This window comes from Neochlamydia sp. AcF65 (genome assembly GCF_018342435.1).
Taxonomy (GTDB): domain Bacteria; phylum Chlamydiota; class Chlamydiia; order Chlamydiales; family Parachlamydiaceae; genus Neochlamydia.
Genome location: NZ_JAEMUE010000005.1, coordinates 16,120 through 42,555, shown reverse-complemented (window position 1 = coordinate 42,555; position 26,436 = coordinate 16,120). Strand labels below are relative to the sequence as shown.

The following is a 26,436-nucleotide window of genomic DNA, read 5'->3' as shown; positions in this document are numbered from 1 at the left end:
CAAAATAACCTCATATTCCGTATCGCTTTTCAAAAGCTCTTTACGTCCCGGTAAAGCAAAATCTGGATGCTTGATTAACGTATCTTCAATCCATTTCACTGCTTTATAAGCTGAGCTTTCGCTGATTCCATAGCTTTGGCTAATATGGAAATAGGTCCTATATTCTCGCATATATTCCAATGCCATCAACAGCATATCTTCTAAACGTAGTTTATATTTACGCCCACCTTTAATCTTCTTGGCCGTATCGGCTTGCTGTAAAATTTGCACCATCTTATCAAAGGTACTACGCTTTACCCCTGTCAATCTGCGAAAGCGTTCATCATCTAATTTCTCTATCCTATCAAATTTCATGGTGCCTCCTTTAAATGTTGAGTCACCATTTTACTAAAATTTACATTTTATTCCAGTTTCGAAAGAGGTCTATTAATGATAGAGGGGAAATGTTTGGTTTATATGTTAACACCATGAAATGTGGAGACCCAAGTCCCTGTGTCTGATCTGTCGGCAGACATTTTTGGCAAAATGTTTGCCGACAAGGGAGAGATATCCCACCAATTGGATAGCTGCCCGATTTCTGCTGTCAGACTGGTGAACTGGTTTTGATTTAAGTTTGGATGGCTTGTTTAAAGATAAGATAGCTAAAAGTTTTTTATTTCATTTTAGCCCTCCCCAAATTAAAAAGTACTTACAACCATTCTACAAGGGAAAACGCTGCCTTATTTTTTCTGCAATATCTTTCAAAGGATTTTCCGCTAATTCAAGTTTGGTAAGCTGAGACAGCTGCCCGATTTCTGCTGGCAGACTGGTGAGCTGGTTTTGATTTAAGTAAAGCAATTGTAGCTGAGGCAGCCCCCCGATTTCTGCAGGCAGACTGGTGAGCTGGTTTTGATTTAAGTAAAGCCATTGCAGCTGAGACAATTGCCCGATTTCTGTAGGCAGACTGGTGAGCTGGTTTTGATTTAAGTAAAGCCATTGCAGCTGAGACAATTGCCCGATTTCTGTAGGCAGACTGGTGAGCTGGTTTTGAGTTAAGGAAAGCTCTTGCAGCTGAGACAATTGCCCGATTTCTCTAGGCAGGTTGGTGAGCTGGTTTTGATTTAAGTCAAGGCATGCCAGCTCAGACAATTGCCCGATTTCTGCAGGCAGACTGGTGAGCTGGTTTTTGCTTAAATCAAGCCCTTGCAGCTGAGACAATTGCCCGATTTCTGCAGGTAGGCTGGTAAGCTGATTTTGATTTAATCCAAACCATTGCAGCTGAGACAGTTGCCCGATTTCTGCAGGCAGACTGGTGAGCTGGTTTTGATTTAATTCAAGCCATTGCAGCTGAGACAATTGCCCGATTTCTCCTGGAAGGCTGGTGAGCTGATTTTGGTTTAAGTCAAGCGCTTGCAGCTTAGATAACTGGCATATTTCTGAGGGTAAATAAGTCAAGCCAACCCCAGATAAACCTGAAGCCGTGAAGTTTTTACAATTTTCTTCAATCCAACCTTTAAGAAGCTCCCCTTGTTTTTCTAAAGGTAAATACTTGATTTTTTCTTGACTTAAGTATTCTTTCCCGCTAGGAAGTTTTTTCCAAAGCAAAAGGCGATTAATATTCAGCAGATAAGAGGAGTAGCTAGCCAGAGTAAAGCACCTTTTTTCCTGAGTTTTCCATTTAAATTCTAGCTCCGCAGGAGCAAGTGATTTAGCTAGAGTAAAGGCCTTCTTGAAGATTGCCTTATCTTTTTCTCCTTCAGAAAGCCTATCATCCAGCTTATAAATTCTATCTAAAATAAAAGCCTGCTTGTTAATATCTCCTTGGGAAACATGTACTTTACCTATTTGCTTATAAAGAAAAGGCATCACTTCAGAATTTAGCAGATGATGCCATCTTTTACAGACGCTAAATAAGGGAGGAGCTGCGCAAGCCTCTAAGATAGGGAGCAGCAATTCATTGGGTAAGCTTTCAATAGATGCCGAAGAGATAGGATACATTTTATTTCCCGAGGTAGTAATGACTTTTCAGCCTTTTTATTTTTAAAGGCAATATAAAAAAGCTAGAAAAGCAAGTCAAACGAATTCGTATCCTTATCACCAAGGGGGTATCGGCTAACTTGTTAAGCAAAGAGCAAGCTACTATGCCTTATAGGCGACAGCTAGAGATAGAAGGTTTTGCTCAGCTTTGGCCGACTAAACGCAGTATGCTTTTAAGCTGCAATAAATCTAGGTTCTAGAATCTGTATATATTTAAGCCTTTCTAAAACTTATCTAATTGGCATTTTCAGCATCGTTTGGACATGAAAATTCTTGCCGCATGAGGTTCATAAAGGCTTTGACTTCTTTTGCATTGCCCTTAAGGTAAGGCTTAGCTAAAGTATGGCATTCTCTTTGATAGGTCGCTTGGCTGAGGATTACTACCCATCTTTGTTCAACGCCTACATAGCAAGAGGTAGTCTTAAAAGCTCGATAGCCTTCTACTATCGTTACAGTTTTGTCGTAAGGCTTTTTACCTCTTTAATTTGCAGGGGCACACGCGTGGCAAATAAGCTTTGTTCTCTTTTAAAGGCTTGTAAGGTAGTTGGCGTATAGAGAGCACTCTCTCCTACTATATCATTCAATATGATTTGAAGTATTTTCGCCTTGAAGTAGAATTCTAGGAGCTTTTTTTTAATGCTATATTTTCTTTACAAGTCAATCTATTACAAAGCTCTTAATTTCTTGCAAAGTTTACTATGGAAACAAACAGGCTAGATAGCCAGCAAGGCTGCCTTTTTAAATTCCGTCTTAGCGCTGAACTCACTCAAAATCATCCTTTTTATTTAAGCTATCTTAAGTGGATTGGATGGAAGTAGCTAGAAGAAGAATTTGATAAGTTGTTTGTAGAAAAATAGGCCAACCAGCTAGGCCTGTAAGGTTAGTTGTAGGGCTCCTTCTACCTTGTAACACATCTGCTGGCTTACAGTTTAGGTATAATTGAAGCTGTCTTAGAATGCTTTCTTATCCGATAACTCGTGTTAAGCTAGGTAGCATTTTAGATCTTTTCCTAAAGATAGGGTAGCTTCTTTAAGCAAAAGTTTCCATGCAGCTTTTTTTTACAAACTTAGATAATAAAGTGGAGAAATATGAGACCTCTTTATCAGTAAAGTCTCTTATTTCTGAGCACATAAAGTCATAAAAAGAGGAAATTCTTGGCGACTACGATTTTCCATTTTAGCATTTGCACCTGTGCTAATCTTATTAGAGCACCACTCTTCCATATCGTATACGCTAAAACCGGCTTCTCTTAACCAATGAAAATAGTTACAGAGAGGGAAATGGTAAGAGGTGAGCTGCGCAGAGTGTTGTCCCTTACTAGGATGGGCACAGATAGGAATTTCTAGAGGAGACATGTATCTATCTATGCGACGGTATTGAAGCTTCTTGTCCTTATCTATCTGCCAGGAAGTCTGGCGAGGAAGCCGAAAATAAGGGTGATTAAGAACCATTATTAATACTCCGTGCTTTTCCAAGTGTTTATAAGCATTGTGGAATACTTGTAAAGGAGATGAAATGTTTTGCAGAGCTAAAATAATGGTAGCATGAGTAAATTTCTTGTCATCTAAAGAAAGGTTTTTTGTAACATCCGCTACCTTGTAATGATGCTGAAGGTTAGTATCCAATTTTTTGGCTTCTTTGATCAAAGTAGGAGAAAGATCTATACCCATATAGTTTGTATGGGTAGGAAGATGACGAGCTAACACGCCTGATCCGCAAGCAATATCTAATATAGCAGGAGAGGAGCAAGCTTGAAGGTTTAGCAACCGCAACAAATTTGGAATGATAATTTGCTGGTGATAGTAATGACCTTCTGCGCCGACAAGGCTTTTATACCATTGGCTGGCAGGCTCCCATGAGGCAGCTTTTGGATGCGGTAATTTGGTAGGTGTTTTCATGAAAAAATCAACTCTCTAGGATTAAGTAAACATAAATTTTTAAGATAACTTCTTGTGTTTCCTTTAAAGGGGGACAATAGGAATTTAACTTGTTATACGAAGAGTTTACAAGGTAGCAGATTTTACTTTCTACAGATATGATGAACTAGTAGCTTGATAGGACAGTACAAAAGTAGTCTCTTAGGCTCAAGAAAATTAAAGTGTATACGTTTTTTAATCTAATCCTTATGCAGTCACGTACTTTATGAAATCCTTTTTGTTAAGCAGAGGGACATCTTTCAGAGGCTTAGGTATACAGACTAAGTTTTTTTAAACGCACTATTAGGAAAATTATTTTTACCAAAAGTGGAAATGCTTGGAGGAAATTTAACCAAGAGACAAGAAAACTTTTAACATCCTACTCATTGGACCCCATTTTTTTAAAGTAACAACATTAACCGCTTTTAATAGAGCACATCTTCAAGAGAGAAAGAAAAAGTTAAAGCCAAAGGAATGCATGGCGTGAACAAGAAGAAGGCAGAGATTGCGAGGGATAAGAAATTTTAAGAGTTGTAATACTTGTAAATTGTAAAAGGATTATTAAATTTTAAATAATAGAGAATTGATCAATCATTTGAAAAAGTCCTACCTTCTTTATCTGATGGCCTGTTTGAAAGAAACTAAGAGGAAAAATAGTGAAAAATGTTATAAGAAAGCAAGCTAGGAAGATATCAAGTTAATGAATGCATATTAGAGGATGTCCATGGTTAAAGTGACTGTTTTATATACGGGTGAGCTTCACTGCCAAGTAATTCGTGAGAATCCACGAGCTACGCTGGAAACAGATGCTCCTGTAGATAGTGGGGGAACAGGGGTATCATTCTCTCCTACAGATTTGATGGCAAGTGCTTTAGCAACTTGCATAGCGACAACTCTAGCTTTATACGCGCAGAGAAAAAGCTGGGATGTAACAGGGATGCGACTGGAAGTAGAAAAAAGCATGACTACTCAACCCATTCGCCGCATTGGAAAAATTATAATCAAGATAGGGATTCCTCAGAATTTTTCTTTCGAGCAAAAGCAAACTTTAGAAAGGATAGCTGCTAGTTGCCCTGTTCATCATAGCTTACATCCCGAGGTAAAAGTAGAGCTTATTTTTTGCTGGGGTAGCTAGAACTTTATCAAGGATGGCTGTAAAAAATTATAAATTTTTTTAAGCTCCTCTGAAGTTTTGGGATAGGCTAAAAGTAGTAAATAAAATATAGAAAAGGATATCTTATGGAGAAAGCAAATGCTTAATAGCCTGAATCCTTTTGAAGATCCTTTTCTGATCCAAAAACTAAATCCTCTTCTAATTGAATCGCTACATAGTTACTGGATAGCTTTAAAAGAGGCAAAAGTTTCTGCTGAAGAAAAGTTACAAGTAGAGGATGCCTTATATAATTTGGTAGGCTTTGCTTTTCTTCACCTGTTCCAACCTCTTTATCACCAACATCCTCCTAAAATTTCTGGGTCAGTTTTTTTACTTTCTGCCGTGCATTCTGATGGAATAGGCGATTATATAACATTATTTAAATGCGCTAAAATTTTAAAAGAACATCACCCTGCTTTAGAGGTTTATCTTGCTTATACTCATAAGCAATCTTTGCCTTCCATCGATCCTTACCTTTATCATATAAAAAAAGAAAATATTTATGCTTTTAAAGAAACCGAGGAAGCTTGCAGTGTTATCTTAGAACCCATTTTAGAGGGGAAAAAAGGTTTTTTATGTGAAGCGCAGCTTGACCAATTACTACTAGAGCACGATAGGCTTTTAGCTGAGTATGAAGCTTTGCAAGAAACCCACCCTCAGATAGCCCTAGCTATTCAGGAGCTTTCTAATGAAGTGGATCGATCTATTCAATCGCACTATTATTATCAGCAAAAAAAAGTAGAAGCGGAAAAGCTTTATCTTTTAATGAGAAAAAGCTTAGCTATTGTGCACATCGCACTGGCCTTGAACACGTTTGATAATCCTGAGTTAGCCTCGAAATCTCTTTATTTTGCAGAAGCGGGAAATTTTCAAGGGATAGCCAACTACCTTCAACGCCATTGGTTTAGCATGGGATTAAACGCCTTTGAAGAAGGGATTTTTCTTAATAATCATCATACAACCTCTCATTGGAGCTGCACAGCTTTATGTCAATATCTATGGCAAGTTGATCAGCCCCTTGCTGAGCATCTTGAAAATTATTTAAAGGATTATGCTATAGAAGTTGCCTACTTGCCGCATTCTTCTGCTCATCAAGAGGTTTTTATCGAGATGATGTGCCGCTTTCATCTACATGATAGCCGCCATCTTACCATTATTCTTCCTCAGCACAAAAAAGAGCAACTTCTTCATTTTAGCGATAGTTGGATGCTTGCTTACGGATTTTCTAAAATCCTTGTAGTCGATTTTGTACCTTCTGCCCGAGAAACAGTATTAAATCAAATTAATTTGGCGAAAAGAAAAATTTTACGGCTAGTTTACGTTCTTCCTTTACCAGCTTCAGATTTTACCAAACTAATAAATCTGAGTGGAGAAATTATAGGCTGTACGGGTGATGGATCATTAAGTGATTGCATTCAATCAGGCAAAATTCCTTTTTATGAAGTGCGCCGACATAAAACAGGAACTTTAGAGGCTTTTATACGGTTAGCGCAAAAATTAATGCTGCCGGAGGTTTTGAAGTATTGCGAGCTCTTAAAGCAGTTTGCAGATTGGCCCGTCCCTTCCTTTCTAGAAAAATTTGAAGCAATACTTCAGGATAGCTCTTTTAGAAAGCAGTGGGAGACGTTAGTGGAGTTTATTAAACATTATTATTGCTTAGAAGATTCCTATCTTGCTCTTATCAATCGCTTTTTGTGGATGTCTCTATCTAAGGAAGTTAAAGAAAAAGAAAAAAGCCTGATCAATAGCTATTTCGAAGGAACAATTGGTGCAGAAAGTGTTTATCTAAGCTTAGAAGAAACATTAAAAAGCCAACTGCCTAAAATTGTGGAAAGTTAAGGAGTAGTTAGCTTTATTTCTAACGTTTATAAGAGCAATATACAGAGGATAGCATCGAGCTTGTAGACATCCCTCTGGCGCTCATTAGCAACAGGTAGTTTTTAGCAGGCGCTCAGCAGGTTCCTTTATTGGATAAGGCTAAATAAAGTTTGATTAGAGCCAACCATCTTGCTTTAATGAGCAGTCGTAGTAGAGGATCTACTATTAGACATCTTAACTTTTTTACACAAAAAAATTAAAGGGATCATAGCTAAAAAGCCCCAAGCTGCTAGCCAAGCTAAATCATTGGTAGAAAGCATATAGCTTTGCTGCTCAATCAGCTTTTCTAAAAGTTGATTAGAAACATCTGATGTAAAGGAAGGATGATAATTTGCTAGAGTTTCATAAAATTTTTCTGTAGAAGAGTTGAAAATTGTTAAAGCCTCTGTAAGGCGAGCACGATGAAAGGTTTTAAGGCGCGTCCATATTTCAATAGACAAAGATGTTCCCAATCCACTTCCGACAAGAATACGGATAAAATTGTAAAGACCCGAGGCGCTTGCATAGCGGTCTTTGGGAATATTACCCAAAGAGAGTTGTACAAGAGGTAAAAAGAAAATAGCTACCCCCAATCCTTGGAGAAAACGAGCGAGCATAATCGCTTGCAAGCTAATAGCCGTAGTAAAATGAGCTTGGTAGAAAAAACTTAAAGCAAAAAACAGAAAACTTAATGACGAAATCAAGCGAAGATCAAAGCGGTTCATATATCTTCCTACGAGAGTAGAGAGTAGAAAAGGGATAATCCCTACAGGAGCTACCGCCAAACCTGCCCAAAAAGGAGTATAGCCTTGTTCTGTTTGCAGCCAGAGAGGAATGGTTACAGTACTTCCAAAATAAAATAAAAAGCCGATCGTAGTTGCAAGGCAGCCCAAAGCAAAATTGATATTTCTAAAAAAAGAAAGATCGACTATAGGATATGGTTGATAATAAGTCCATATAATAAAATAGCTTAAGGCGATGATAGAAGCAATTGCGAGTGCGAGAATAGTGTTGGACTTAAACCAATCCAAATCTTTGCCTTTATCTAACATAATCTGTAAGCATCCTACTCCTAGCGATAACAAAGCAACCCCAATCCAATCGATTGGATTTCTTACCACTTGGCTGTCTTTATCTTTAAGTAAATACCAGGTTACACTGGCAGAAAATAAGCCAATAGGAACATTCATATAAAATATCCACGGCCAACTATAAAAATCCGTCAAATAACCTCCTAGAATAGGTCCTAGAATTGGAGCTATAATGACAATCATTCCCCAAAAACCTAAAGCGTTCCCCTGCTTTTCCGGAGGATGATTAGCTAATAACAAAGTTTGGGATAAGGGAATTAACGAGCCCGCCACAGCGCCTTGCAATACACGAAAAAAAACAAGCATGCTAAGAGATGAAGAAAGTCCACAAAAGAAAGAGGTAATGGTAAATAAAGCGATAGACCAGCAAAAAAGGCGTACTCGGCCAAAATAATCAGATAGCCAACCCGTAAGAGGAAGAATGATAGCATTGCTAGCAGAAAATGAAGTGATCACCCAAGTGCCTTCCTCAGTACTTACATTTAAATTGCCAGCAATATAGGGAATGGCTACATTTGCAATCGAAGTATCTAGCACTTGGATAAATGTTCCTAAGCCTAGTGCTACATTAAGCAAAGTAAGCCTATATCCTTGCTCGTATTGTTCACTCTTCATTGCTAATCATCTTTTTTCTTTAAGTTTGCTTGAATTACTTCTTCGATTACATGATCGATGGGTTCTAAATGAACATTAAACACTGTAGTAGTAGCTAGAGGGCGGCTAGGAGAGGTGCTAGCAAGCATAGGTAAATCTTGATTGCTAATATCTACTTTAACTTCAGCAGAAATTCCTAAACGCAAAGGATATTTTTTCATTTGCTCCGGCTCAACGCTTATACGTACAGGTAGGCGTTGAACAATCTTAATCCAATTTCCTGTCGCATTTTGAGGAGGGATTAAAGAGAACTTACTGCCGCTACCTGAAGCTATGCCCACCACTTTTCCTCTATATTCTATCTTTGAACCATACATATCAAAACTAATCGTAGCCGGTTGGCCAATACGCATAAATTTTAATTGAGTTTCTTTAAAGTTTGCTTCTACCCAATAATCATTCTGGGAAATGATAGCCATAAGAGGCGTTTGCGGCCGTACGGATTGTCCTACGTTAACGGTACGTTGCGCTACATAACCTGTAGCGGGTGCATAAATGTAGCAATGCTGTAAATCATAATAGGTTTTGCGGACTTGAGATTTGGCTTCAATAAGCAGAGGATGGCATTCTAAAGATGTATTTCCGACAGCTGCTATAGCTGCCGCTAGCTCTGCCTCAGCAATTTGGTGAGCCGCTTTTGCCATAGATAAGCCGGCTTTAGAATGAGTATATTCTTCTTTAGAGACAGCTTGTATTTCTACAAGGTGCAAGCGATTTTCATAGTCATAATTTGCTTTTGACAAAGCAATCTTGCGTGCTTCTAGGGTCGACTGGCTTGCTTTTACTTTCTCATAAAGCTGACGTACTTTTAAGACCGTGGAAGCCAAGGAGGCCAGAGAGTGCTCGTGTTTAAGTAAATATTCTGTTGAGTCGAGTTTTACTAAAAGTTGGCCTTCGGTCACAAAATCCGTATCATCCACATAGTAAGCAATTACAGAGCCGGTGATAGCAGGATTGACGTTAATCATATTCCCACTCGCGTAAGCATCATCTGTGGTTTCATAACCTTGAAGGTAGAGTACATAGAGTAAACCCCAGCTTAGGCTTGCTAAAGCCAAGATTAATGTAAATCCCCAAAGCTTTTTATTTCTCTTGATAATATTAGAGGAAGATAGAGGGGAAGAGGAGGGCTCTTGGCAATCTAGACTATCGGGATTAGGCGATTTTTCAGAGGATTTATTAGCCTTTTGCGGCCGGGCTACTAAATCTTTTATTGTATCTACTCTCATTCTGGGCGTTTCTTTATTGGCTTTCATTATCGTATCCACCCCCTAATGCACTGATTAAACTTGTAAATCGCATGTAATAATTTTCTAAGGCCACTAGCTTTTTATTCTCTTTGGAGGTTTTGTCAAATTCGGCGTCTAATACATCTAAGTAAGAAGCTAGATAATATTTAAAGTTTTCTTTAACAAGTAATAAATTTTCTTCTGCTAGCTTGGCAATTTGTACAGAATCTTGCATTTCTTCAAAAGCATATTTTAACTCCGCTATGCTATCTAACACAGTTTGGACTGCTGTAAGAATAGATTGATTATATTGTTCGATGGCAATGTAATATTCTTCATGGGCTGTGCCTAAATTAGCTTGAAGGAGTCCTCCTTCAAAAATGGGCAAATTAATGGCAGGGCTTGCTTGCCCATAAACACTTCTCCATTTAAAAAGGTCATGAGGATGAAGAGTTTGATAGCCAAGAAGCCCCATTATGTTAAAGCTTGGATAGTAAGCTGCTCGTGCGACTTTAATTTTTTTTGCCGCTTCTTCTGCTCGCCAGATGCTTGCTGTCACATCAGGCCTATGCGCTAAAAGGTTAAAGGGTAGATTTGTAGGTAACGAAAAGAGAAAAAGCTCTTGATTTTCAATCGCAATTGCTTCTATGGGTTGGCAGAAATCCCCTGCGATTAAGGCTTGCAGTTGATTTTCATAGGCTTTAATTTGAAGTTGAACTTGCTTGAGTAGCAATTGCGCTTCTAAATGATATGTTTGAGCCTTTTTTAGAACACGGGGGTGCTCAATATCATTTTTAACGCGTTTTTCTACCAATAGTAGGTACTCAGCACGATTATGAAGTTTCTTTAAAGCCAATATTTTTCGCGCATAGGAAACCTGCAAACGGAAATAAGTTTGGGCTATAGAAGTACTTAATATGACGGAGGAAAAAGCTGCATCTGCTTTGCTAGCTAAAATTTCGCCTACAGCAGCTTTAAAGCTATTGAAATTCTGCTGCCATATATCGAGCTGGTAATGGGTGTCTAAATTAATTTCTGTCTGCGTAAAAATAAAGCCTGCGGAACGAGCAGGAGAAGCTGAAGAAGTAGTAAAAGCTGAGGCTGGGGGGGAGGTTGAAGCAATAGAGGCAATTGTACCTGTTTTACTCGTGCGCGACCGCGTTATATCGGTTTCAAGTTCTAGCGTAGGCCATAAAGCAGAACCTGCTGCTCGAGCAGCATAATTGGCTATTTTTACACGAGCCTGAGCAATTTTAATACTTGGATTATCAGATAACCCCTTGCTTATAAGCTTATCAAGTTGGCTATCGCCAAACATTAACCACCAGTGGGTCTGGGGCCATTCACCGGGAGTAAATGGCTCTTCATTAATTGTTGAGAGGAGCGATTCTTCAAAAGCTTTAGTAGGAAATTCATAAACATTGGGCTGGCGTTGTTTTAAACAGCTCGTGAAATTGATTGTGGTAAGGGATAAGAAAGCTAAGGTGCAAATTAAGGAAGGTATCTTATATTTTTTCATAAATATAGCAAGCATGAGATAGATGTGTAATTTTTCAAACCTTCTTTATTTACGTTTTTACTAAAATAAATTCTAGATATTTATTCCTGCCTAAGCAGATTAAAAGATAGACTTGGTCCTTCAGGAAATTTTTTGATGATGCAGGCGCGAAGGAAAAGGCTCTCTTCCTTTAATTGTTGATTAAAAAATTTTCAAAATTTGTTTTAAGCGCTAAAAAGAGACTGTGAAAATTTCTCTTTGAAGAAAAATTGTAGCAAAAGGTTAACCTATAGGGAGGCTTTATTATCAAAAATCACTTTCTATCTGTTGCTCGTGATTGTTTAACGGAGTAGTTTAGGGAAAAATTTTTTTTCTTCTGAAAAGCAGAATTGTTTTTTTAGCAAAAAGCTAAGCTAGCGATAGCTAGCAGTTGAGACGATGTGCCATTTCTACAGCTATTTTCTTAGGGGCTTTTAAAGATGGCAGATAAGTATGTTTAGCCAATTGTAACGGGAAAAAATCCGAGCGATGTTATTGATAAGGTTCATCCACACAGCTTTTAATAATATCGGTACATTTAATAAAAAAATTAATTAAATTCTCATTTTTTTCGATTTCCCTAAGAGCTTCTTGGCAGGCTTCTTGGTGAAGGTTGGTAAAACTTTGCTGTAATAAAGGCCCATGATAAAGGGCTCCAGCTAAGCTTACAATATCTTTAAATAGCCCCTCAATAAGTTTAAGGCGTTCTTCTGCTAGAGGATGCGCATAAAGGTCGTAATTTCCTGTTTTCAAAAGCTTATTAATTAATATATTTTCTTCTTGAACGGAAAGCTGAGCAATCCTTTGTCTAGCACTGGTAATGAGCTGCTTTCTTTTATTAAAAACTTGCAAGGAGGGAGAGTTAAATTTAGCAGGGCATACAATCTGGCTAATGATTTCTTGAAATTGCGCATAATTAGCGACTTGGCTTGTGGCTAAAAAGCTTGCCAAAATTTCACGTCCTTCCGCCAAAGCTTTCTTTTCATCTAATGTTTGACTTAACGTACAAACTAAATCTGGATTTTCGTAAATATTTTTATAGGTAAGTTTGATTAAATATTTAAGGTTGTGTTGATAAGGTGCATCCTTTTCATCCTCAATTAAATTTTTAGGAATAAAAGAGGTAGTTTCATCTTCAAGAATGTTCGTTAAAATAGGTGAAGACTTTAAGATAAGTTTTTGAGTAATCCCTTGCAGGTAAGAAGTTTGGTAAGCATTTAAAAGAAGACTCAATAGATAATGATAGTATTCCCCATTTAACTGGCGCTCGGGAGTGTAATGTCGTAAAAAGGTAGAAGGAAAAGAATCATTTGAAAGAGGGTAGCGGGTAGATAGTTTACCTGCTACAGCATCCATTACATAATCCTTTTTAGCTCCTTGGGTGATATTATCAAGCAGTGAAGGAGCGTAGTCAATAAGGAAACGTAGAGCACGGACTTCTGCGTAAGAGAACAGGTTTGTAGGAGTTTTTTTTACTTTAGACAGTTGGGTTTTGTTACCAAAAGGAAGTACCGATAGCATGGCAAAGATAGGAAGGCCATCATTTAAAAAAGCATTATAGCTATGGTATTTGGAAAACGACAGATTGATTATTTGTAAAAACTGCTTTACCATAATAGCGCTTATGTTTAGTGCATAAGCAAAACTTTTAAGAGTTGTCTTTTGCATAGAAAGGTTATTGTCTTTCCTAAGAGCTTGTAAGGAATAGGCAAGAGTAGAAAAGAACAGGGCTGAAATTAGCTCAATACTAGCAAAAACGGTGTTTAAAAGATAACCACTAATAAGAATCCCTTTAGTTATGCCTCTTTTTAAAGCCCCTTGATCGTTTATGGCATCAAGATGTTGCAACGCATGGGTTCCGAGGTTACTGATTACATAATGGAGACGGTGGCATAAAGGCTTTGGATGCAACATATCCTTTTGACTAGAATCGGCTTGCATAATCTGATGCATTAAAGGAATTGTAGAGTTGATGTCATATAATTTATTCATGAGGGCCTAATATGATTAAAGTTGTGCCTTAATACTAGCCGATTTATTAGTAATAAAGATAGTATAATTATATACTTAAAATAAATTTTTATTGATAAAAAGAAAGGTTGTGAAAAGGAAAAAAATCTAGCATCCTAAAGAACATTAACAAATAGGAATAAAACTATTTCTCCTAAAAGGCTTTTTTGGTGAAATTTTTACCTCAATGAAAACTTATAACTTTTTTAAAAAGTCAAAGTACATGCGGAAAAAGTATAAGAAGTCAAATTAAGTGGCGGCCCTATAATAAAGAGAGAGCAACAGGTAGAGGCCAAACAGCCTATAAAACGTTCTGGATAGGGAGATGTTAGGGAGCATCCTTCCTTGTTCTATCTTGAATCTCTTGAATAGCTTTTTGACAAGCTCGGGCAAATAAGTTTTCTGTTCCAAAAGCGTTGTAAACATCCCCTTGATTTAAAAGATTTGTATTAACATAATTTCTACAAAGCAACTTGCCTTGATGTAGCTCTCCTGACAGGGTGCCAATCTTATTGAAAAGTTGCTGAATACATTGGACACGTTGGAGAGAAAGACCCTGCTTTTCTATTTCATAGGAGCCAAGTTGCAGCAATTTTTTCGTAAGAATTGCTTGTTCTTCAGAAGAAAGTTGGCTGAAGCAATTTTTAGCATGCACAAGGCGTTGGTACCTTTCATTATAAGGTTTTAAGGCAACTGCTCTAAATTGGGTGGGGCATACGATTTCACTATGAAGCTCTTGTAATTGAGCGTAATTGGCAAGTTGCAGATTTATATTATAAAGCGTTTCTAACATTTCTCGGCCATCTTCTATTGCTTTTAACTTATCAGCTTCTTTACTAAGTAAGTAAACTAGCTCTTCATTATCATACAAATCTACAAAAGCAGTTTTAATAAGGCTTAAGATGTATGTTTGATATTTTACATCTTCTTTATGAATGCTTACATTATAGTAATGAATATGATGAGCATCTTGATATCCTTCTAAGAAGCTTGTATGCATCAGATAGCTTCCGACTAAAGTTAGCAAGCGTAAACGATAATGCGTATCACGTAAATTAGCAAAATTTAAACGATTCAAAATATCAATGCAATCAGGATTTTGGTGTAGGAATCTTTCTAAAGTGGGGTCATCGGTGAAATTACTTCTAATGTTAGAAGAGAAATCCCTGGCTAGCCCTCGTGCGATATCTTGCAAAGCTGAAGGCGCTAACTCTATAGCTATTCGGGCAATTTTTACTTCAAAAGGCATTAAGCTAGCGCCAATAGGTATCCTACCAGCCTGGCAATCAAAAATATGACCTATAAAGAGAGGAATAAAGGCAGAGGCTCCATGGATAGCATGGCTAGCCGTTGCATTGAGACTGTGATACTTCGAAAAAAAGCCTCGCTTTAGGCAGGTCACTTGAAGAGCAATGATAATAGCGCAATTTAAGGAGTGAGCACATAGTTTAAAAGTAATCTTTTGAAAAATGGGCGATCGGGTTTTTAAAAGCAGGGGGCCGGTAAGGGCTATAGCCGATAAAGCTGCCGTTACCAATCCTTCACTTATGGCAAGCGGCGTATTTAATAGATAGCCTGTAGCTACAAAACTTTTACTCAACACAATGACAATCTTTCCATGCCAGCGCTTACTATTGGCGCGTTGCTGCATGGCTGTTCCCACATAGGTGATCCCGTGACAAATCTGATGCACTAAAGGTGTGAGGTGAAGCACGTCTTTATCAGAAGCCGCTGGATACCTTAACTGTCTTAAAATTGGGTCTGTATCTAGTGCATTTATTGCTTGAAAATTCATAAATACTCTCCCCATAAGCTTTTCTAAAAGCTGCTTTAATAAGATTTACACTAATCCTTTATTTTAAAGAAAAGATAAAGATAAGAAATATAGGAGCTTTTAATTTATCCTCCTTAGTAGATTGCTAATATTATCCTGGAACAGATATTTGCTTGCCGCCCAGTCGCCATAAATGCTTGAAGCTCTTTATATGAAAAATGCAAGAAAGAAGAAATGGAGGCCATTGCCTTTCCAATTGATTTGCCTACACCTTAATCTTTTAGCTATAAAGGCCAAAAATAGATTAGCAAATATAATCTCTCTTCTTTAACATCCTTTTTATTCTTATTTATGGAGTGCCAGTATGCAGGAAGTTATAAAAACATTTGAAGTTACCTCTTTTGAAAACGTCATAACTGAAGAAATGAAAAAGGAGGCTATTCAAACTTTAGAGCAGGGTAAAGTAGTCTATTTTCCTCATTTACCTTTTAGCTTACATGAAGATGAGTTCCAATTTCTCTCCTCCCAGGTAGTAGCCCCTAATTCAAAAAACATTAGCTATGATGCAATAAAAGATCGATTAGGCGGAACAATTTGTAGAGGAGAGAAAGAGCAAAAGTTAAAAAATATGATGGAGCGTTATGCTTTGCAAAGTCGTCTCTTTATTGAAAAGCTATTTCCTCATTATAAAGAGCATTTAATCCAAGGTCGTACAAGTTTTCGTCCAGCAGAAATAGCAGGAAGATCTAGCTCCTGGCGTAAAGATGATACTCTACTCCATGTGGATGCTTTTCCTTCTTCACCTGTAAAAGGGAAACGAATCATGCGTTTTTTTTCAAATATCAATCCAGCTCAGCAACCTAGAGTTTGGAAATTAGGGGAGCCTTTTGCTGAAGTAGTACAAAAATTTGGAATAAAATTAAGAAAGCCGGTCCCCGGACTAGCTTGGTTATTAAAAGCAGTAGGCATTACCAAAGACTATCGCACTCTTTACGATCATTATATGATCTGCCTGCACGATTTAATGAAAAGAGATAAAGAGTATCAAGAGAATGCTAAACAGCAAGAAATATTGTTTCCACCTGGGAGTAGCTGGATAGTTTATACCGATCAAGCTTCCCATGCAGCGCTTGCAGGTCAATATGTTATGGAGCAAACCTATTACCTTCCTGTAGAAAGTCTACAAAATCCGGAAACCTCACCATTACACGTATTGGAACGCTTTTTTGGACAAAAATTAATTGAAAAGGGTTAAAGCTTAAACGTTTACTTAGCCTAATCTACCTAAAAAAGTAAGCCCTTAACAAGTTAAGGGCTTTTTTTCAAATAATCTTAGAATTTAAGCTAAAAAGCCATGTTACCTTCTAGTAGTTATGCGAGGAGCCGCAGCCACAGGATGAACGTGCATTGGGATTACTGATTTTAAAACCTGCCCCCTGAAGTCCATCCACATAATCAATTTCTGAACCTAAAAGTCGAGGCACTATAGCTTTTTTTACGTGAATTTCGATAGCATGGGAAACAAATATCTCATCATCTTCAGCAGCTTTTTCAGAGAAGTCTAACACATATTCAAAGCCACTGCAGCCTGCCATTTTCTCTTCAAATCTAATGCCCCAGCCGGTTTTACCCTCTTCGGTTAAAATCTCTAGATATTTTTTGGCAGCACGTTCAGTAATGGTAATGGTAGATAAATCTGCTTCTTCTTGTAAAAGATTGTTAAGTCTTTCTACTAACGTATTAATTTGCTCTTCATTCATCCCATGGCCTAACATGCCAGCTTCTAGAGTTTCCCAAGTGGCTGCATGGCATCCTACGCAATGGAGCCCTGCACGCGTAATTTCTTGCGCTAATTTTTGCGCTTTAAAGGGAAAAAGAGATAAAATTTGTTCAATCGTCATCTGGCGATGGATGATAGTATTTTCTTGATTTTGTGTGCTAGTCATGGGCTTAACCTTTTCATTAAAATGATACTTTTACATTGCCTTTTTTGATGCGACACTGGCAAGCAAGTCGCTCGTCGCAGGTACCTTCTCCAAGAAAATCTTCTTCTTCTTGAGTTGGAGAGGAGAGATTTTCTTTTCCCTCTTTAACAAGGATAACACAGGTTCCGCATACACCCTCTGTACAGGCAAAAGGAACTCCTGCTTCTTCACAAACTTCAGCGATTGGTGAATCATCAGGCAATTCAATTTCTTCGCCATTATGATCAAATATTAACTTGGCCACTTCTAAAGACTCCGCTTATATGATTGCAACAATCATTATAGGCATATATCTAATAAAGAACAATGCCAATTAAATATTCTCCTTTTCTTGTGTAAATGCTCTGGAGACTTTACTAGTATAAATAATAAGAAAAAATCCGCTGAGGATAAAGGGCAGGCTTAAATATTGGCCCATTTGCATTGTTGATTCGTCAATAACAGTACTTTGCGAACTCTTAAAGAATTCTAAAAAAAATCGCGTGGAAAAAAGCAATATAAAAAACAATCCGGCCATGAAGCCAGATCTCTTGCGCACATGAGTTCTTTGCCAAATTAAAATGAGGAGAGCAAAGATAATTAGATAAGCAAAGGCTTCATAAAGTTGGACGGGATGACGAGGTAGAGGCAAGCTATGATCGGCAGGATTTCCAAATATTACTGCCCAGGGCGCTTGAGAAGGTGTCCCTAGTATTTCCTGATTGAAGAAATTGCCTAGGCGAATACAAGCGCCAGCTAAGGCTGTAGGCAGGGCTATAATATCTGCAAGTGTTAAAAAAGTTAATTCAGAAAATTTCTTACGGATAGATAAACGATAAATAGCTAGGGCTAATAAAATACCCACAGCACCTCCATGGCTGGCCAAGCCTCCTTCCCAAACTTTTAAAATGTCTAAAGGATAATATTGATAATAAGGCCAATCATAAAAAAAAACGTGACCTAGACGGGCGCCAATAATGATGCCGGTGACAACGTACCATGTGAGGCGATCTGTTAGCCTTAATGCTATCGAGGAGATATCTTTATTGTTTTTTTGAGAGCTATAGCATTCCAGCAACCAAGTGCGCAGAAGATGAAGAACGATAGAATAACTTAATATAAGGCCTAACACGAAAAAGAGGCCATACCAGGCGATAGGCCTGTTAACAAGGGGTAGAGTGAAGATATCTTTAGAAGGGTTCCAGTATAGCCAGGCAATCAACAAGTGCATATAAAAGACCTTTAGAAGTCAAAGGCTCCTACTTTTTGCCATAGGAGCCTTTTGATCGGAGTAGAGGGATTCGAACCCCCGACCTACTGCTCCCAAAGCAGCCGCGCTAGCCAAGCTGCGCTATACTCCGAAGAAAAAGCAAATTATAGGCATGAGGGGCTTTTTCAGCAAGAAATTTCTAAGGGATTTGCTGATATTTCGACTTAACAACTTTAAAGTAACCATAGATCGATAGCTTTGATTAGAAGATAAGCTGGATAAGTCCGTAATGACCCAGCTTGGATATTCCCCAAGTTCTCTAGACTCCTTTAAATAAAAATTGAAAGTTTTTTCGAATGAAGAATAGCTTAGTTTAAATCCATTCTAAGAAGGTAGCTCAGTAACTTTTTATGTTAGGTTGTAGGATTATTTTATTGCCTATCTAATCGGTTAGCTAGCTTAGAGAAAACGTTAAGGTGTCCAAAGCTTAAGAGCTGGTTACATATCTTCAGCTAATAAATACAACTTCCGGTCTCATTTTGCTCAGTCAGCTTCTTTTTCTACTTGCCTAACTAAAGTGGCTTGAAAAAGAAAAACTGGAGTGAATGTATTTCATCCACTAAAGCTTTATTAATCGTTAAATTAAAGAGCTCAAGAGAAACAGCTTATATGAAATCATTGTAGATAGAATTCATGTGTTAAAGAACGCCTTCCCCTCCCTCTTTATTGCGATTATTAGGTTCATTGAAATCGATTTTTTTCTGAATAGCTTGATAAGCACTGATAATGTCTTTATCATCGGTCTCTATACCTTTTTTTATCAGGCGTACACTCGACATCACGGTGGAATGATCTTTAGAAAAAATATCGCCAATTTTTGTAAAAGGCATTTGAAGTGTCTGCCGACAGAGATACATCGCTAATTGTCGGGGAAAAACACAATCACGGCTTTGCGCTTTTCCCAAAATATCTTCCGACATAATGCCAAATATTTCTGCAATACTTTTAATTATTTTCTCGGGAGTAAGGACATGTTGTTTTTCCTCAAGCAATAAATCACTTAAAATCTGTTTAGCCATAGGCACAGTAATACCTACTGTGGAGTGCTTTGCCATTTGCTCGTTGAGATGTGAGCGCAAAACTAAAGCTTCTAAAGCACGAATCAATGCTTTACTACTGCTAGGAAAATTATCTAACAGAAATTCAATGATTTTAGCATGAATAGGAAAATTAAAAAATTGAGCTTTTTTACGAATAGCAAGGGCTAATTCTTCCCTAGACAAAGGAAATAGATTAAGGACCACTCCCCATTCAAAACGGCTAACTAGGCGCGGTTCAATATAGGTAAGCTCTGCAGGAGAGCAGTTTGCACTTAAGATAATCTGCTTATTATCAAGATGAAGAGTATTAAAGGTATGAAAAAATTCTTCCTGAGTGGCTCCCTTTTTAGAAAACTCTTGGACACCATCAAGGATGAGGACATCACTATTTCGATAGGCCTGACGAAAAATACTCATCTCTCCTACACGAATGGCTGAGACTACGTGTTCAGTAAAAGTTTCAGCTCGAGAGTAAAGCACATGAAACCCTTGACTACGCAAAGCCTGAACGGTAGCCATCAGTAAATGCGTTTTCCCAGTTCCTGAGCTACCATGGATAAAGATAGGATTAAATATACCCAGCTCCTTTGGTTGGTCAGAATGAGCCAAGCTAAGCAACAATTTTTCTACTAATATATTCTTTTCCGAGGAAACATAATGCTCGAATGTACAGTAAGGATCTAATTCGTCAAAACATAAAGCGAAGGGGGCATGGTTGGATAAAGCTGCACTTTTTAATAAAGAACTTTTTGGTTTACGGGGTAAGCTGTTTGCAACACTTAAGTGAACTTTTATTTTCTTATTATTATTGTTAACAAATTTGGTGAGAATTTTTTGACGCATATGCTCTTCAAACCATAGAGCTTGAAAAGAATCTTTAGCTTCTAGATATAAATTAGCTGCATCAAAGCGAATAATTTTTAAGGATTTTAGCCATTTATGGACGGTTTCACTGCCTAGTTCAATTTCCTGTAAGGCGAGAAATTCATTCCATGCACGCATTTCTTAATTATCCCAGCTATAATTTAATCTCGTGCGAGAGGGCTCGCACGAATGTTGAAGAGGAGTATTAGGCAATCCTTTTTATTTTTTTACAATTTTTTGGCTGACTTCTATAACTTGAGGACGTAAGGCTTTTTTCTGAAGCTGCTTTAAAGTCCACCCTTGCTGTAGAATACCTAGTAGCATAGAAGATAACCAATATAGATTGAGGCCGGAAGGAAAATTATAAAACATTACGGCAAATACCCCCGTCATAATTGTACTCATCGAGCGTTGCTGCCTTTGCTGCTCTGTCATCTGGCTAGGATCTTTAGGGCCGGTAGTCATATAGCGTTGCTGGATGAACATCACCCCGCCTAAAAGAATAGGAAGTAAATGAAATTGATTTCCAATAAAAAAGAGGGGAGTATCCCAGCTAAATAGCACATCAGGGGCTGTTAGATTGTCAATCCATCCTGGAATAAAGCTAGCTCCACGTAGCTCAAAAGTGGATTTTAATAAATCGAACATTCCAATAAGAAATGGCATTTGTATCAGTAAAGGAAAGCAACCGGATATAGGGTTAACTCCGCGCTCACGGTACAAAGACATAATTTCAAGCTGAGCTTTTTTAGGATCTTTCTTATATTTCTCTTGAAGAGCTGTTACTTCAGGAGCAATTTGTTGCATCCGTAACATGGATTTTGTAGACCACGCATTGAGGGGATACATCATGATGCGTAAAGCAATGGTTAATAAAATAATTGAAAATGCCCATGAACTAGTGAGGCGATAAAAAAATTTCATTAAGATGAACAAAAACTTAGCAAACGGTTCTGAAATAAAAGCAAACCATCCATGAAAAGTTTGAGAGGCAATGTAGTCAGGATTGTATCCCGTGGTAGAATCACTATACATTGCATCGACTTTCTTCAAAATACTTTCAGCAAACGGGCCGCTGAAGATGCGGAAGTTCATAGAACCGCCATCACTAGCAAGCGGGAGTAGTGCCATGTATCCGGGCATATTAACTGCTTTAAAACGATCATATTGCTGATCCAATTGTACCAAACGTGAAGGAACTATCGTTCCTGGAACTTGCTGCACTCTATACCCTGCATCGATTTTGGATAATGGATCAAGGATTATGCCGAAAAAGCCATTGGAATCCACAATCCAATCTATATAGACAGAACTTACCGTGAGGGCATCTTTAGGTAGGTCAATATTTTCTACCGAGGATTTGCGATTACGTGTAATCCTATATTTTAAAGCAGGTGCTGGACTTCCAGATATCCATTCTACTTCAGGAACCCCTGAAGTTAACCATAAGCCACGGCTGTCTCCTTTTATCTCGATTGTCAAGTCAAAAGTGTAGGGGGCTGTTTGCTCGTCGTTTCTTAAAGTATAAGTTTTCGTGATGGTCCGATGGGATTGGCTAGCCTCAAATACGATCGTGTGGCTATCAAATTTTTTCACCTCATAGGTAAGCTCTGCAAATTCCGGATACTCTGAAACGATATTAGTTGCATAAAAGCGAGGTGGCAGGCGCGTAGGCTTTTTCTCTCCTTCTGCTATCAAATCGCGTCTTAAAAGCGGATAATATCCCCCTAACGATCCTTTTTGATGTAATGCCCCATCAGGAGTGTAATAAGGATGGGCAGGAAAATGAGCATTAGAAGGATGGTTTTTAACCATGTCACGATCATACTCAATTTCTTTTACCACAGTGGCTGGATGGCTAGCGCTTTGGAAAGGAAGATTAATTTCTACAATAGAGCCTCCCTGATTAGAAAAAACAAGCTGCTGGTAGGCATTTTCTAACACAAAAAATTTTTCCTCTGCCTTTTGCAGCGAGCTAGACGTTTGTTTAGCTTTAGGCATTGAAATAATATTTTCGGTACCCATAAATTCATTCATCAGCTTAAGACTACCATCCTCTTGCTCATAAATGCCTACAGGTAGATATCCCGCGGCTGTTTTTAATAAAGCAATAGCATTGGAAGGAAGATAATTTCTAACCTGATTTTCATATCTTTGCTCTTTCTGCTTTAGCAGGGCTAATCTGACTAAAGGAATAGATAAGCGCCCATCTTTATATTCTCCCCATAGGATTTTCGGAGCAGTTATTGCATGCTGATTTTTTCCACTTACTTCAACAATTTGCAAATCAAAAGAACCAAAATCAGGAAGTTCGCTTACTTGCAATTTTTTTCCATTTTCTGCTGCATAAATGGCAGGTTGTCCGATAGAGCCTTCTTTAAAAAGAAGGTTAAATGCTTGCGATTTGTTGTTTTCTTGAAATTTTTTGCTATAAACAATTTTCGGGAGCTGCTCATCCCATGCTAAGAGCATGACCACATGATTGATTTCTACCCCGGTAGTGAGAAAATTTGTAGCATTCTCATCCGCATATAAATCAATTAGGGGAAGGTTGCTAGGATTTTCGGTCTTCTGGCTAATCTCTTTCTCTAACTGTTGCTCGATTTGTAGAGCTTTGGCTTTTTGCTGTGCTGTCCATTCCTTTAAGCTTTCTTGATTTTTTCCCTCGAAGTACCAATTAACAGCAAATAAGGTTAAGGTTAGACATAAAACAAATAGCGCGGTTCGCTTATCCATAAGTAGACTTTTTTGTTGAAGTTTAAAGATAAATTAAGAACATTAGCATACATCTCTCTAATCATGCAATTTAAATCCCCTAGGTGAACCCCTGATAGGTAAGAAAAGATTATAGAGTTTAATCGGATATTTATAAGGCTTAAGTTTATTCTTGCTTTTGTCTCTTGGGAGGTGTATTTTTTATGATGGCGCCCGATATTTAATTTAAAAAGAATAGGCTATCCTACCCTTTGTGCTCATTCTCATGTTTTTTTACTAACTTTATTAATGGGCAACTTTTGAGCAGATAGATAATAAGGCTTCCAGCTTTTATGGCAGCAAGTGTGCATTAACTGCTAGATAGAACTGATTTAGGTCGATAGGGTTTTAACCATGCTAGACTTTAAATTTTATAATATTTTAAGAAGCCCTCTAAAATTTTGCACAGTGGGCGAGATGATTTTTCTTTAAAGATAGAGAAATATTTAATAGGTTTTCTAGCCCTGTTTATAATCGACAGAGAAGTTTATGAAAAAAAATTTGCTGAAAGCTCTATTACCTCTTCTTCTGGTAGGGAGAGCCGAAATTGCAGCTATGCCAGAAAAGAAATTAGAGACTTTTAACCGGGCAAGCCCACTGCCAGCTGAAGAACAGCCTCCCCAGATTTCCAAGGAAGATAAAGGGTTGACACATAAAAATTGGGCGGTTGCTTATTATAAAGATCAGGAGCAAGAAAAATCCTTTAAAGTTTTCCTTGAAGCTTTAAAAGAAATCCCTGCTACAGAAACTGTTAATATCTTAGCAGAGGAAAAGATAATCTATGCACAAGCTTTAAAGATCTATCTAGAAGATGCAGGCTATGATTCTGGCAAAACAGCAGCAAAACTAATTTCGCAATTTGAACCCCTTTTTGAAAAGAATCCTAATTTCTATCATCTAAGCTACTTATTGGCAATGAGTAAAGCAAATTTGGGTCTATACGATCAATTTTTTGAGCTATTTTACCATGCCTATCTTCATGACCCCCACCATTTTCTCGCTTATAAAGCCAAAGCTGCCCTATACGTTAAACTTTTCGAAAGAGCTAAAACAGAAGAAGAGCGGCAGGCTGCACGTTTACAAATATTAAGCCATGCTAGGAAAGCAGTCGATATAGAGCCTTATGATACGAGCCTCTATCGGATGATCATAGGATTTACTCAGAAAGATGCCAAGCCACAGGCTTTATCGACTTACCTTAACCGCATAATTGAGCAAAATGTAGTATTGTCGCGCATAGATATCCCCTATTATGTGGAGATAGCTCTTGCTTTTCATCAGTATGATTTAGCCCAAAGATTGTTAGATAAAGCTAAGCAATGGTATGCTTTTAGCCGTGTGATTAATTTGGCCCAGAAGCTTTTAGACGAAAAGCGTGGCCATTCTCAAAAATAATTAGGAAAGTATGGAACCTAGAACAAAAGAAGCGAAAATATTAGGGGATTATACTGTTGTTAAACAGATAGGCCAAGGGTCGCTAGGGAATGTTTATTTAGCCGAGCATCGCTTTATGAAAAAGCATTATATCCTAAAAGTTCTTCCAGAAGAGCTGAGTGCCGATAGAGCCTTTATTCAACGTTTTGAAGAAGATGTAGCTAATTTATCTGCTTTAGATCACCCGCATTTAGTTAAAATTCATAATGTTTCTTACTCGCATGGACAATACTTTTTAGTTACCGATTGTGTAGTAGATGAGCTGGGTGAAACAACCAATTTAATGCAATATATGGGGGGACGAGGCAAGCGATTAGAAGAGGAAGAATTATTCCGTCTACTCAGGCAGATTGCTGAAGCTTTGGATTATGCGCATGGAAAAAAACTTGTGCATCGCGGTCTTAAACTTAATAATATTTTGGTAAGTAATAGACTAGGAGCGCAAATTGATCTTTATCTTTCGGACTTCGGTCTTTCACGTATCGTCGGGGTAGGTTCCGTTTTAACGCGCATTTATAAGAGTGTAGCTGAATCTTTAGGCATTGGATCTGCCGTAAATCCTCTTAAAGCAGGGCAAGAACGCTATGCCAGCTCGTTAGAAAATTCAAAGTTAATTCCTTTGCACGCTTCTTTTCTACAGACTTACTTTTTTTTAGCTCCTGAGCAAAAACGCTTGGATACAACCAAAATAGTAGATGTACAAGCAGATTGCTATGCTTTTGGAGTGCTTGCTTATTATTTATTGATGAATGAGTTTCCGGAAGGCATTTTTGAAATGCCTTCTGAGCGTTCGGATTTGCGATGGAATTGGGATAAATTAATATCAAGCTGTCTACAAATTGATCCTGTTAAGCGTCCAGAATCGCTTGTGTACGAACTTGATAAAATGCAAGCTTCACCTGCTAAAGCTCTCTCGGCTCATGGTTTAGCCGAGGTTTACATACTCGATCAACCTGTATTAAAAGAGACAGAGAGGGCTACTCAAAAAGTAATTAAACATGACGAAAAGCAAGCTGCTGCATTAAGGCCTATTCTTCGTACGGCTCAATTGGAAAGGCCTCAAACAGATCCCGATCCTGCTGCTGTCTTTCAAATCGATACCAGCGTAAAATCTTATCGACCCGAGTATAAAGAAGTGAAAAATATTCAGCCTCTTCTAACAGATATGGTAATTATAGCAGGAGGAAGTTTTTATCGTGGTAGCAATGATGGAAACCGCGATGAAGTACCTCGCCATCAAGTGATTTTAGCTGGTTTTGCTATTGACATCCATCCTGTCACTAACGAGCAGTTTGTTCGCTTTTTAGAAGTCATGGGTGGAGAAAAAGATAGCAATCATCAAGACATTATCCGTATGCGTGATTCAAGAATCAAACGTAGCGGTGGTAAATTAAGTATTGAATCGGGATATGCTAAACATCCAGTGGTGGGGGTAACCTGGTATGGGGCTGTAGCTTATGCTAAGTGGATAGGAAAACGTCTTCCAACAGAAGCAGAGTGGGAAATTGCAGCCCGAGGAGGACAAGAAAATTCTCTTTATCCTACAGGTGAAGAGATTGAAAAATCCCAAGCTAACTTTTTTAGCTCGGATACTACCGCGGTGATGAGTTACATTCCTAATGGCTATGGCCTCTATGACATGGTAGGAAATGTTTATGAGTGGTGCCAAGATTGGTATGGCTATAACTATTATGAGATATCCATTCAAGAGCCGGAAAATCCTAAAGGGCCTTTACAAGGTGTTTACCGTGTTTTAAGGGGAGGCTGTTGGAAGAGCTTAAAAGAAGACTTGCGTTGTTCAAGACGGCATCGGAATAATCCAGGTACCGTAAATGGAACTTATGGCTTTCGTTGTGCTGCGGATGTCCAATAA

19 protein-coding genes and 1 tRNA gene are annotated in these 26,436 nt (G+C 38.1%); 6 read left to right on the top strand and 14 right to left on the bottom strand.

What is annotated here, in order from left to right:
* Positions 1–354, bottom strand: a 354-nt coding sequence (locus NEOC65_RS00345; RefSeq protein ID WP_213155349.1) for a transposase family protein, incomplete at its 3' end; no start/stop codon positions are given.
* A gap of 345 nt (positions 355–699) precedes the next feature.
* Positions 700–1,977: a leucine-rich repeat domain-containing protein gene (locus NEOC65_RS00340; RefSeq protein ID WP_213155348.1), complete on the bottom strand. Its 1,278-nt coding sequence runs from the start codon at positions 1,975–1,977 to the stop codon at positions 700–702.
* Positions 1,978–2,358: 381 nt separating this feature from the next.
* Between NEOC65_RS00340 and NEOC65_RS00335 the strand changes: the two genes are divergently transcribed.
* Positions 2,359–2,571 carry a hypothetical protein gene (locus tag NEOC65_RS00335; RefSeq protein WP_213155347.1) on the top strand — a complete coding sequence of 71 codons (213 nt, stop codon included), beginning with the start codon at positions 2,359–2,361 and terminating at the stop codon, positions 2,569–2,571.
* Positions 2,572–3,131: 560 nt separating this feature from the next.
* On the opposite strand, the gene NEOC65_RS00330 is transcribed toward NEOC65_RS00335, so the two are convergent.
* A complete protein-coding gene (locus tag NEOC65_RS00330) occupies positions 3,132–3,914 on the bottom strand; it encodes a class I SAM-dependent methyltransferase (protein WP_213155346.1) in 783 nt (260 codons plus the stop codon).
* Positions 3,915–4,656: 742 nt separating this feature from the next.
* On the opposite strand from NEOC65_RS00330, the gene NEOC65_RS00325 reads away from it, so the two are divergent.
* Together NEOC65_RS00325 and NEOC65_RS00320 are read left to right on the top strand one after the other, a co-directional pair.
* Positions 4,657–5,067 (top strand): OsmC family protein, encoded by a 411-nt coding sequence (locus NEOC65_RS00325; protein ID WP_166154956.1) that lies wholly within the window; start codon positions 4,657–4,659, stop codon positions 5,065–5,067.
* Between the two features lie 117 nt (positions 5,068–5,184).
* A complete protein-coding gene (locus NEOC65_RS00320; protein WP_213155345.1) occupies positions 5,185–6,924 on the top strand; it encodes a hypothetical protein in 1,740 nt (579 codons plus the stop codon).
* A gap of 173 nt (positions 6,925–7,097) precedes the next feature.
* Here NEOC65_RS00320 and NEOC65_RS00315 read toward each other — a convergent pair whose 3' ends face one another.
* The 5 genes from NEOC65_RS00315 to NEOC65_RS00295 form a co-directional block, all read right to left on the bottom strand.
* Complete coding sequence (locus NEOC65_RS00315; RefSeq protein WP_166154960.1) at positions 7,098–8,648, bottom strand: DHA2 family efflux MFS transporter permease subunit; 1,551 nt, start codon at positions 8,646–8,648, stop codon at positions 7,098–7,100.
* Between the two features lie 2 nt (positions 8,649–8,650).
* Positions 8,651–9,943 (bottom strand): HlyD family secretion protein, encoded by a 1,293-nt coding sequence (locus NEOC65_RS00310; protein ID WP_213155344.1) that lies wholly within the window; start codon positions 9,941–9,943, stop codon positions 8,651–8,653.
* On the bottom strand, positions 9,930–11,435 hold the full coding sequence (locus NEOC65_RS00305) for an efflux transporter outer membrane subunit (protein ID WP_213155343.1): 1,506 nt from the start codon (positions 11,433–11,435) through the stop codon (positions 9,930–9,932). The genes NEOC65_RS00310 and NEOC65_RS00305 overlap by 14 nt, the downstream gene beginning before the upstream one ends.
* Positions 11,436–11,945: 510 nt before the next feature.
* Positions 11,946–13,445, bottom strand: a complete 1,500-nt coding sequence (locus tag NEOC65_RS00300) for a hypothetical protein (RefSeq protein WP_213155342.1) — start codon at positions 13,443–13,445, stop codon at positions 11,946–11,948.
* A gap of 346 nt (positions 13,446–13,791) precedes the next feature.
* The gene (locus NEOC65_RS00295) at positions 13,792–15,258 is read right to left on the bottom strand and encodes a hypothetical protein (RefSeq protein WP_213155341.1); all 1,467 of its coding nucleotides are present in this window, start codon (positions 15,256–15,258) and stop codon (positions 13,792–13,794) included.
* Positions 15,259–15,601: 343 nt separating this feature from the next.
* Between NEOC65_RS00295 and kdoO the strand changes: the two genes are divergently transcribed.
* The gene (gene kdoO / locus NEOC65_RS00290; RefSeq protein WP_213155340.1) at positions 15,602–16,492 is read left to right on the top strand and encodes a Kdo hydroxylase KdoO; all 891 of its coding nucleotides are present in this window, start codon (positions 15,602–15,604) and stop codon (positions 16,490–16,492) included.
* Between the two features lie 109 nt (positions 16,493–16,601).
* Here the strand turns inward: kdoO and NEOC65_RS00285 are convergent, their stop codons facing one another.
* From NEOC65_RS00285 to yidC, 6 genes are all read right to left on the bottom strand, one after another.
* Complete coding sequence (locus NEOC65_RS00285; protein ID WP_166154972.1) at positions 16,602–17,183, bottom strand: iron-sulfur cluster assembly accessory protein; 582 nt, start codon at positions 17,181–17,183, stop codon at positions 16,602–16,604.
* Positions 17,184–17,199: 16 nt separating this feature from the next.
* Positions 17,200–17,466 (bottom strand): 2Fe-2S iron-sulfur cluster-binding protein, encoded by a 267-nt coding sequence (locus NEOC65_RS00280; RefSeq protein ID WP_166154974.1) that lies wholly within the window; start codon positions 17,464–17,466, stop codon positions 17,200–17,202.
* Between the two features lie 69 nt (positions 17,467–17,535).
* Positions 17,536–18,432, bottom strand: coding sequence for a prolipoprotein diacylglyceryl transferase (gene lgt, locus NEOC65_RS00275; protein ID WP_213155339.1), 897 nt, complete (start codon positions 18,430–18,432; stop codon positions 17,536–17,538).
* A gap of 55 nt (positions 18,433–18,487) precedes the next feature.
* Positions 18,488–18,562, bottom strand: a tRNA-Pro gene (locus NEOC65_RS00270).
* A 547-nt stretch (positions 18,563–19,109) separates the two neighbouring features.
* The gene (locus NEOC65_RS00265; RefSeq protein ID WP_166154978.1) at positions 19,110–20,513 is read right to left on the bottom strand and encodes a DnaA ATPase domain-containing protein; all 1,404 of its coding nucleotides are present in this window, start codon (positions 20,511–20,513) and stop codon (positions 19,110–19,112) included.
* An 81-nt stretch (positions 20,514–20,594) separates the two neighbouring features.
* Positions 20,595–23,111, bottom strand: a complete 2,517-nt coding sequence (gene yidC, locus NEOC65_RS00260; protein WP_213152251.1) for a membrane protein insertase YidC — start codon at positions 23,109–23,111, stop codon at positions 20,595–20,597.
* A gap of 507 nt (positions 23,112–23,618) precedes the next feature.
* On the opposite strand from yidC, the gene NEOC65_RS00255 reads away from it, so the two are divergent.
* Positions 23,619–24,524: a tetratricopeptide repeat protein gene (locus tag NEOC65_RS00255; protein ID WP_213155338.1), complete on the top strand. Its 906-nt coding sequence runs from the start codon at positions 23,619–23,621 to the stop codon at positions 24,522–24,524.
* Between the two features lie 10 nt (positions 24,525–24,534).
* On the top strand, positions 24,535–26,436 hold the full coding sequence (locus NEOC65_RS00250) for a bifunctional serine/threonine-protein kinase/formylglycine-generating enzyme family protein (protein ID WP_213152253.1): 1,902 nt from the start codon (positions 24,535–24,537) through the stop codon (positions 26,434–26,436).